Genomic DNA, 7413 nt, shown 5'->3' on the forward strand with positions numbered 1-7413 from the left:
CATAATACAGTGAGTTCTTTTCTTCTTCCGTGAATTCTAGGTTAATCATGTTTTTAATGAGTGCTTTGCTTCTAATTATGACTCTTAAACTATATTATTGTCCTTGAGTAAAAAATGCAAGTTGCAGCCGTGCAAAGTATAACATATAGTAATCCCCTAAACCCTTGAGAACAAGCATCTGAACAATGGACTTAAGCTCCTTACTCGTTCACGACTCATTTAGAATTGCTCTAGCCAGTTAAAGAGGGCAAAAAATCTACTAAATCTAACTAATTAAACCCAAAATATAGGAGAAAAATATGGAAACTCTAACTATTAGTCAACCAATGCAGTTAACTGCATTACCCACGCAAGATGAACTTCCCTGCGATGATGGAGTACCGATGGAAACTCAAAGGCATAAATGGCAGATGGATCTGTTAATAGACAGTATATCACCTTGGCTAGACCGACGAGAAGATGGTTATGCCAGTGGCAATATGTTTGTCTATTTCAGTACAGCACAACTGAAAAATCAAGACTTCAAAGGGACTGATTTTTTTGCCGTCTTAGGCGTACCAAAAGGGGAGCGAAAAAGTTGGGTTACTTGGGAAGAGGGAAAAGCTCCCGATGTAGTGATTGAACTGCTCTCGGAAAGTACCACCCAAATAGACAAAACCGAGAAAAAAAAGATTTATCAAGATAAGTTACGAGTGCCTGAATATTTCTGGTACGATCCTTTTAACCCTGAAGATTTTGCCGAATTTGTCTTAGTTGATGGCCTATATGAACCACGGCAACCCAACGAGAAAGGATGGCTAATCAGTGGTCGTTTGGGATTAGCTTTAGTTCGTTGGCAGGGAAAATATAGGGGGGTAACAACCGTCTGGATTCGCTGGGCGACTTTAGATGGAATCTTGTTACCAACCCCGCGAGAGTTGGCTGAGGACGCACAACAGAAAGCTGAGGCAGCACAACAGAAAGCTGAGGCAGCCGAAGAAAAAGCCGAACGAATGGCGGCTAAACTCAGGGAATTGGGGATTAATCCCGAAAGTCTCTAACTTCCTCTGGGCGGATTTTGGTAAGACTCCCCTGGTGGTGTACTTCATTTTTGAATCGGCATTTTCACCAATGGAGAACGAGGAATTGACGACTGTTCCGATTTATTGTGCATCAAGGCTTGCGGCGTTCAGGGGTCTAAAATTGACATGAATGCCCTATTATCTTGCTAAACTAAACACCAAACTAGCAACATTCCCCCCATGTACCAGAGAACGCCGTCCCTTCCACCCAAAGAAATGTTACCAACCATGTACGACCTCCCCAGCGAAAACCTGGAGGAACCTGGCTTGCCTGACGAATTTCATCTCTTCCAACCCGAATTATTGCGCCAGACCTTTCGACCTTCTAACTATCCTGCCGAACAAATATTTATCGCCAGCGATCTAAATCTCTACTACGACCCTTACCATCCCCAATGGTACAAGCGGCCGGACTGGTTTGCCGCTTTGGGAGTCTCGCGGCTGTACCAAGGAGAGGAATTGCGCCTGAGTTATGTGATTTGGCAGGAAGAAATTGTTCCCTTCATCGCCATCGAATTACTCTCTCCTGGAACGGAAGCAGAAGATTTAGGGCGTACCGTGCGGGGAATCAACCAACCTCCCACCAAGTGGGAAGTTTACGAACGAATTTTAGGCATTCCCTACTACGTGGTGTTTGATCGCTACAGCAACCAATTGCAGGCATTTACCTTAAAATCAGGAAAATATCAGCCTTTAAGACTAGAAAACCAGCAGTTGTGGCTAGAGGAAGTACAATTGGGATTGGGACTTTGGGCAGGAAATTGTCAAGGCATTGAGCGGTTGTGGCTGCGCTGGTACGGACGAGACGGCAATTGGATACTGACTCCTACCGAACAGGAAACCCAACGCGCCGAGCAGGAAGCTCAACGCGCCGAGCAGGAAGCTCAACGCGCCGAGCAGCAAACCCAACGCGCCGAGCAGGAAGCTCAACGCGCCGAGCAGCAAACCCAACGCGCCGAGCAGCAAACCCAACGCGCCGAGCAGGAAGCTCAACGCGCCGAGCAGGAAACCCAACGCGCAGAAAGAGAACGGCAGCGAGTTCTAGAACTAGAAGCTTTGTTGGCTCGTTACCAGGAACAATTCGGGCAGTTAAATTGAGAAAATAATGAATGGATTTTCTAAGCCATGAAAGTATCTTACCTGGCGGGATGTATTGATATGGTACTAGAAACTATTGCTGAACCTGATTTGATTGTTAAGGGATGGACTGATGAGCTAATAGCACTAAAACATTATCCGAAAACTGTTATCTCAAGAAAAGACGCGATCATCATCTATAAACAACTAAAGAACGATGGATTTGTCATAACTGCTTTTTTGACATCCTCCTGCGAAAAAATTATCAAGCGAGGCATCCTATGGCAGCAGTCAATCTCTTAAAATCAATTCCTCATTTGCTAACCGCACCTTCTTCAAGAATCTGGATAGATTATGATGAAGAAGCAGATGTTTTATATATTAGCTTTCGTAAGCCTCAAAGAGCCAATGATAGTTTGCTAGAAGACAATATTATCTATCATTATAGAGATGACTTAGTTGGGTTAACTGTCTTGAAAGCTTCGGATTTTAACAGTGGAGATAGTGAAAATAAAATTAATGGCTCTGAAAATCCTGAAATGGGTTGACAATTTGGTCAGGGTGGGTTAGGATACCACGAGTTAACAGTAAATCCGTTGCATGACTGACTTCCAACTGACCACTCCTGTCGCCTTCCTGATTTTCAATCGACCTGATACGACGGCGAGAGTATTTGAAGCCATTCGTCAGGCTAAACCATCTAAGTTATTAGTGGTTGCCGATGGTCCGCGTCCAGATAGAGCCGATGATGTTGAAAAGTGTAAAGCGGCTCGTGCTATTATCGAGGGTGTGGATTGGGATTGTGAGGTTTTTACTAACTATTCTGATATTAACTTGGGATGCAAGAATCGAGTATCTAGTGGATTAAATTGGGTTTTTGATACGGTTGAGCAAGCCATTATTCTTGAAGATGATTGCTTACCACATCCTAGTTTTTTTCGCTTTTGCCAAGAATTGCTCGATTATTATCGAGATGATAAGAGAATTATGGCTATTTCAGGGGATAATTTTCAGTTTGGCAGAAAGCGCACGGAGTACAGTTACTATTTTTCTTGCTATAACCACATTTGGGGTTGGGCAAGTTGGAGGAGAGCGTGGCAATATTATGATGTTAAAATGAAGCTCTGGCAAGAAATTCGTGATGGTAACTGGCTTGAGTCTATTTTAGGAAAAACTCAGGCTGTCAAATACTGGACGAAAATTTTTCAAACTGCTTATGATGGTAAAATTGATACTTGGGATTATCCCTGGACTTTCGCCTGTTGGATTCAGAATGGTCTAACAATCCTACCTAATGTAAATTTAGTTAGTAATATTGGATTTGGTGAAGATGCTACTCATACAAGCAGTAGTAAAAGTAGAGTGGCAAATCTTCCTGTTAAAGAGATTAATTTTCCGTTAAAACATCCTCCATTTTTGCTGCGTCATGTTGAAGCGGATGATTTTACTTATCGTAATCTCTTTGACTCTAGCTTGTTCTCCAGATACTTTATGAAATTGCCATTAGTCAAGGTTTTTGTCAATTAAATTTAGAATGATTATGACAGAGCAAATGAACCAAGAATTAGTATATTGTCCCCTAAGCGGAAGCTTCAAAATTGTCTTAGTTGAAAAAATAGCTGTCAGTGACTTATTAAGTCTCTATCAAAAGGTGCTGAACTGTGATGTAGCTTCAGAGTTTGGTAATATTCAAGAGATAGATTTTTACCACTCTCTTGAATCAGATCTTTATTTTTTCTCTCCGATGATAACGGGTTCAGAAAATTTTTATGAAAAACTACAAGTATTTGATTGGTATTACCTAGAGGAAAAAAATGAATATGATTATGCTAAACAATTTATCAAACCTTCCGATTTTGTCTTGGAAATTGGCTGTGGAAAAGGAGCTTTTGCTCAAAAGATAGATAGCCAAAACTATACAGGTCTTGAATTCAGTCACAAAGCAAAAGATCTAGCTAAGGGTGGTGTTAACATAATCAATGAATCAATTCAAGATCACGCTGTTTACCTACCCCAAAAATATGATGTAGTTTGTGCTTTTCAAGTGCTAGAACACATAGGAGATGTTCACTCATTCATCGCTTCTAGTATTGCCTGCCTGAAACCTGGTGGTCTTTTTGTATTCTCAGTTCCCAGTTATGATTCGTTTAGCAAATATGTATCCAACTTTTTTCTTGATATGCCACCTCATCATGTTACGCGGTGGACTGATACAAGCTTAAAAAATCTAACGAAATACTTTCCCATTGAAAATCTAGAAATTTGGCATGAACCATTACAAGAAGTTCACAAATCATTTTATGCGACAACTATTGTCAAATTAGCATTGTTTAAGTTTTTTGGAAAAGATATAAGGAACATCGATTTTGGCATTACCTATAAAATCCTAGATATAGTTAGCAGAATGATAGGAAAGATTTTTGCTAAAGGTTTGATTTCTTCCGAATTATTTCCTCGAGGAATATCTGTGGTGAGTATTTATCGTAAAATTTAGATAGATAACTTATAATTTTTGACGAATTGCCAACGAATATAACAAGCTAATGAAACTCTTAAATTTTGGCTGTGGCTCCACCTTTCATCCTGCTTGGGTGAATATTGATATAGCGTCATCTTCACCAGAAGTTAGAGAATATGATATTCGTAAAAACTTGCCCTACCCAGATGCTGAATTTGATGCCTGTTATAGTTCCCATGTCTTAGAACACTTTCAACAAGATGAGGCAAAAAAACTGCTAACTGAATGTTGCCGAATTCTCAGAGATAAGGGTATAATAAGAGTCGTTGTCCCTGATCTCGAAGCAATAGCTAGAGAATATTTGTTCACTTTAGAAAAAGTCGATTCAGGGATTAAAGAAGCGGAACCTGACTATGACTGGATGATGCTGGAGCTTTATGATCAAACTGTTCGCAGTGTTGGTGGAGGCAAAATGAGAGATTTTCTGCTAAACCCCAGTATTAATAATAAGGATTTCGTGCGTTATCGAATTGGTGCGGAAGCGGAAAAGTTTTGGGAAATTCAAGCTCATCAAAAGTCCATGAGGGAGAGAATAATGGCTAAGAGTCCCGCTTGGTTTTTACAGAAACTGAGAATTATCATAGCTAAATATCTAGTAGCACTTGTGGCAGGAAATGAAGCTAAAAAATCTTTTGAAGAGGGTATATTTCGGAATTCAGGGGAAATTCATCTTTGGATGTATGATCGCTATTCCTTAAAGCGGCTGCTGGAGCAAGTGGGATTTATTGATGTGCGTATTTGTCGTGCTGATGATAGTAGAATACCAGATTTTAACAGTTACGGTTTAGATATGATAGAGGGCAAAATTCGCAAACCAGACTCTTTGTTTATGGAGGCGATGAAACCCTAGAAATAATTACACTAAATTAAACTTCAAAACATTGATAAACTTTAAAGAAACTAAAAGATGACCAAAAATATCGTTAACAAACTGTTCAGAAAACTGAAATTTAAAGTCGAGAGATATAATCTTAATAATTCGCAAGTAGCTTGGATGGCAAGGTTACTGGAATATCAACATATAGACTTTTCGATCTGGGTGCTAACCGTGGAAGACTATTGCAAATTGATCAAATATTCTTGAGAGTCATGAAAGTCTGTTTACTAAGTTATTCTGATAGTCAAGGAGGGGCTTTTATAGCCGCTCATCGTCTGCATAAAGGGTTACATCGGATCAGTGTAGCAGCGACTATGCTAGTTAATGATAAAACTCGTGATGACTATACTGTTTTATCGCCAGCAAGTAAATTAATGAAGGGATGGACGAAACTAATACCTGGGGTTGATCACTTGCCCTTGTCATTATATTCTCAAAGAGAGAGAACACCTTATTCTATCCAATGGCTTCCCGATCGCCTTGTTTCTAGAGTAGCCCAAATTAGTCCAGATATTATTAACTTACACTGGATTAATGCCGGGTTTTTACAAATTGAAACCCTAGCCAAATTTAAGCAACCTCTTGTTTGGACGGCTCACGATATGTGGCCTTTTACGGGTGGTTGTCATTACAGTGGGGAATGCAATAAATATACTCAATCCTGTGGTCATTGTCCCCAATTAAAAAGTCAGCAAGATGGGGATATTTCTCGTTGGGTTTGGTGGCGAAAAGCCAAAGCTTGGAAAAATCTCAATCTGACTATTGTTACCCCCAGTCAATGGTTAGCAGATTGTGCCAGAAATAGTTCTCTATTTCAGGATTTACGGATAGAAGTAATTGCCAACAGTTTAGACATTCAAAGATATAAACCAATCGAGAAAAACATTGCTCGCCATCTCTTAGGATTACCCCAAGATAAACAGCTTATTCTCTTTGGTGCTATGACGGCAACAAGCGATAACCGAAAAGGATTTCATCTGCTGCTACCTGCCATAAAAAAACTCAGTCAGGGGGAAATATGGCGGCATAAATTAGAGTTAGTGGTCTTCGGTGCCTCTGAACCGATTAATCCGCCTGATTTTGGCTTAAAAACCCATTATTTAGGCAGATTAAATGATGATATTTCCCTAGCTTTAGTCTATGCCGCCGCCGATATTTTTGTCGCTCCCTCAATTGAGGATAATCTTCCCAATACAGTCATGGAAGCTCTCGCCTGTGCCACTCCCTCCGTTGCCTTTAAAATTGGTGGAATGCCTGATATGATCGAACATCAAGAGAATGGTTATCTGGCCAAACCCTTCGAGGTGGAAGACTTGGCACGGGGAATTAATTGGGTATTAGAAGATACAGAAAGGTATAACCAATTGTGCATTCGGGCAAGGCAAAAAGTGGAGCAAGAATTTACTCTTGAGATTCAAGCATCTAATTATTTAAAGCTGTATAATGAAATGTTGGCATCTTTCAAGTAAACTTGAACAGTCTTAGCCATGCCAAAAAGACGATTAAGAAACTCGCCAGAAGTTTAAGAATTGACCTAAAAAAAATTTTTAATCTGGTAAAACATGAGCAAAGTTGTTTGTTGATATCCTTTCTCAAATAGTGCTACACTATGTACACAATGCGGACACAACGAGAGAGACTATGGATAAGCATGACATTGAGAAAATTGGGGTGCGAGAATTTCGGAGCGAACTCCCTAAATACATATACGGTGAGACTCCCGTTGAGGTACTACGTCACGGTCATCGGAAATTTTGGGTCTGAAACCCCGCCGTTCTAGGTTGGCTTTACGTTAGAATTAAAAGGCCAGTCTCGAAAACCAAGTGGACGGCGCAGCACCTTGAAAACTCGGCTTAGGGGGTTCCGACCAGAAAAGCTTG

The 7413-nt window shown here is 40.4% G+C and carries 9 protein-coding genes; all 9 read left to right on the top strand.

The features are described from left to right. Window positions 1-299 precede the first annotated feature (299 nt). The 9 genes from O9324_RS18560 to O9324_RS18600 all read left to right on the top strand — a co-directional run bounded on the left by O9324_RS18560 (window position 300) and on the right by O9324_RS18600 (window position 7297). Complete coding sequence (locus O9324_RS18560; RefSeq protein ID WP_288140969.1) at window positions 300-1040, top strand: Uma2 family endonuclease; 741 nt, start codon at window positions 300-302, stop codon at window positions 1038-1040. Window positions 1041-1241: 201 nt separating this feature from the next. Then, window positions 1242-2159 carry a Uma2 family endonuclease gene (locus tag O9324_RS18565; RefSeq protein ID WP_288140970.1) on the top strand — a complete coding sequence of 306 codons (918 nt, stop codon included), beginning with the start codon at window positions 1242-1244 and terminating at the stop codon, window positions 2157-2159. A 27-nt stretch (window positions 2160-2186) separates the two neighbouring features. Next, on the top strand, window positions 2187-2441 hold the full coding sequence (locus O9324_RS18570; RefSeq protein WP_052600849.1) for a hypothetical protein: 255 nt from the start codon (window positions 2187-2189) through the stop codon (window positions 2439-2441). Continuing rightward, complete coding sequence (locus O9324_RS18575) at window positions 2420-2686, top strand: DUF2283 domain-containing protein (protein ID WP_288140971.1); 267 nt, start codon at window positions 2420-2422, stop codon at window positions 2684-2686. Before O9324_RS18570 ends, O9324_RS18575 begins: the two co-directional genes overlap by 22 nt. Window positions 2687-2738: 52 nt before the next feature. Beyond that, entirely contained in the window at window positions 2739-3665 is a 927-nt protein-coding gene (locus O9324_RS18580; RefSeq protein WP_193960738.1) for a glycosyltransferase family 2 protein, read from the top strand. Window positions 3666-3678: 13 nt separating this feature from the next. Then, window positions 3679-4632 carry a class I SAM-dependent methyltransferase gene (locus O9324_RS18585; protein WP_193960737.1) on the top strand — a complete coding sequence of 318 codons (954 nt, stop codon included), beginning with the start codon at window positions 3679-3681 and terminating at the stop codon, window positions 4630-4632. A 49-nt stretch (window positions 4633-4681) separates the two neighbouring features. Then, window positions 4682-5506 carry a class I SAM-dependent methyltransferase gene (locus tag O9324_RS18590; protein WP_288140972.1) on the top strand — a complete coding sequence of 275 codons (825 nt, stop codon included), beginning with the start codon at window positions 4682-4684 and terminating at the stop codon, window positions 5504-5506. A gap of 239 nt (window positions 5507-5745) precedes the next feature. Further along, window positions 5746-7002 carry a glycosyltransferase family 4 protein gene (locus tag O9324_RS18595; RefSeq protein WP_193960735.1) on the top strand — a complete coding sequence of 419 codons (1257 nt, stop codon included), beginning with the start codon at window positions 5746-5748 and terminating at the stop codon, window positions 7000-7002. A 172-nt stretch (window positions 7003-7174) separates the two neighbouring features. Continuing rightward, a complete protein-coding gene (locus O9324_RS18600; RefSeq protein ID WP_287627379.1) occupies window positions 7175-7297 on the top strand; it encodes a hypothetical protein in 123 nt (40 codons plus the stop codon). Window positions 7298-7413: the final 116 nt, after the last annotated feature.

This window comes from Microcystis sp. LE19-84.1B (assembly GCF_027531875.1).
GTDB classification, from domain to species: domain Bacteria; phylum Cyanobacteriota; class Cyanobacteriia; order Cyanobacteriales; family Microcystaceae; genus Microcystis; species Microcystis panniformis.

Coding starts and splice junctions, on each gene's coding strand:
- O9324_RS18595 (WP_193960735.1), top strand. CDS start 5,746: ATGAAAGTCTGTTTACTAAGTTATTCTGATAGTCAAGGAGGGGCTTTT.
- O9324_RS18580 (WP_193960738.1), top strand. CDS start 2,739: ATGACTGACTTCCAACTGACCACTCCTGTCGCCTTCCTGATTTTCAAT.
- O9324_RS18585 (WP_193960737.1), top strand. CDS start 3,679: ATGACAGAGCAAATGAACCAAGAATTAGTATATTGTCCCCTAAGCGGA.
- O9324_RS18600 (WP_287627379.1), top strand. CDS start 7,175: ATGGATAAGCATGACATTGAGAAAATTGGGGTGCGAGAATTTCGGAGC.
- O9324_RS18575 (WP_288140971.1), top strand. CDS start 2,420: ATGGCAGCAGTCAATCTCTTAAAATCAATTCCTCATTTGCTAACCGCA.
- O9324_RS18560 (WP_288140969.1), top strand. CDS start 300: ATGGAAACTCTAACTATTAGTCAACCAATGCAGTTAACTGCATTACCC.
- O9324_RS18590 (WP_288140972.1), top strand. CDS start 4,682: ATGAAACTCTTAAATTTTGGCTGTGGCTCCACCTTTCATCCTGCTTGG.
- O9324_RS18565 (WP_288140970.1), top strand. CDS start 1,242: ATGTACCAGAGAACGCCGTCCCTTCCACCCAAAGAAATGTTACCAACC.
- O9324_RS18570 (WP_052600849.1), top strand. CDS start 2,187: ATGAAAGTATCTTACCTGGCGGGATGTATTGATATGGTACTAGAAACT.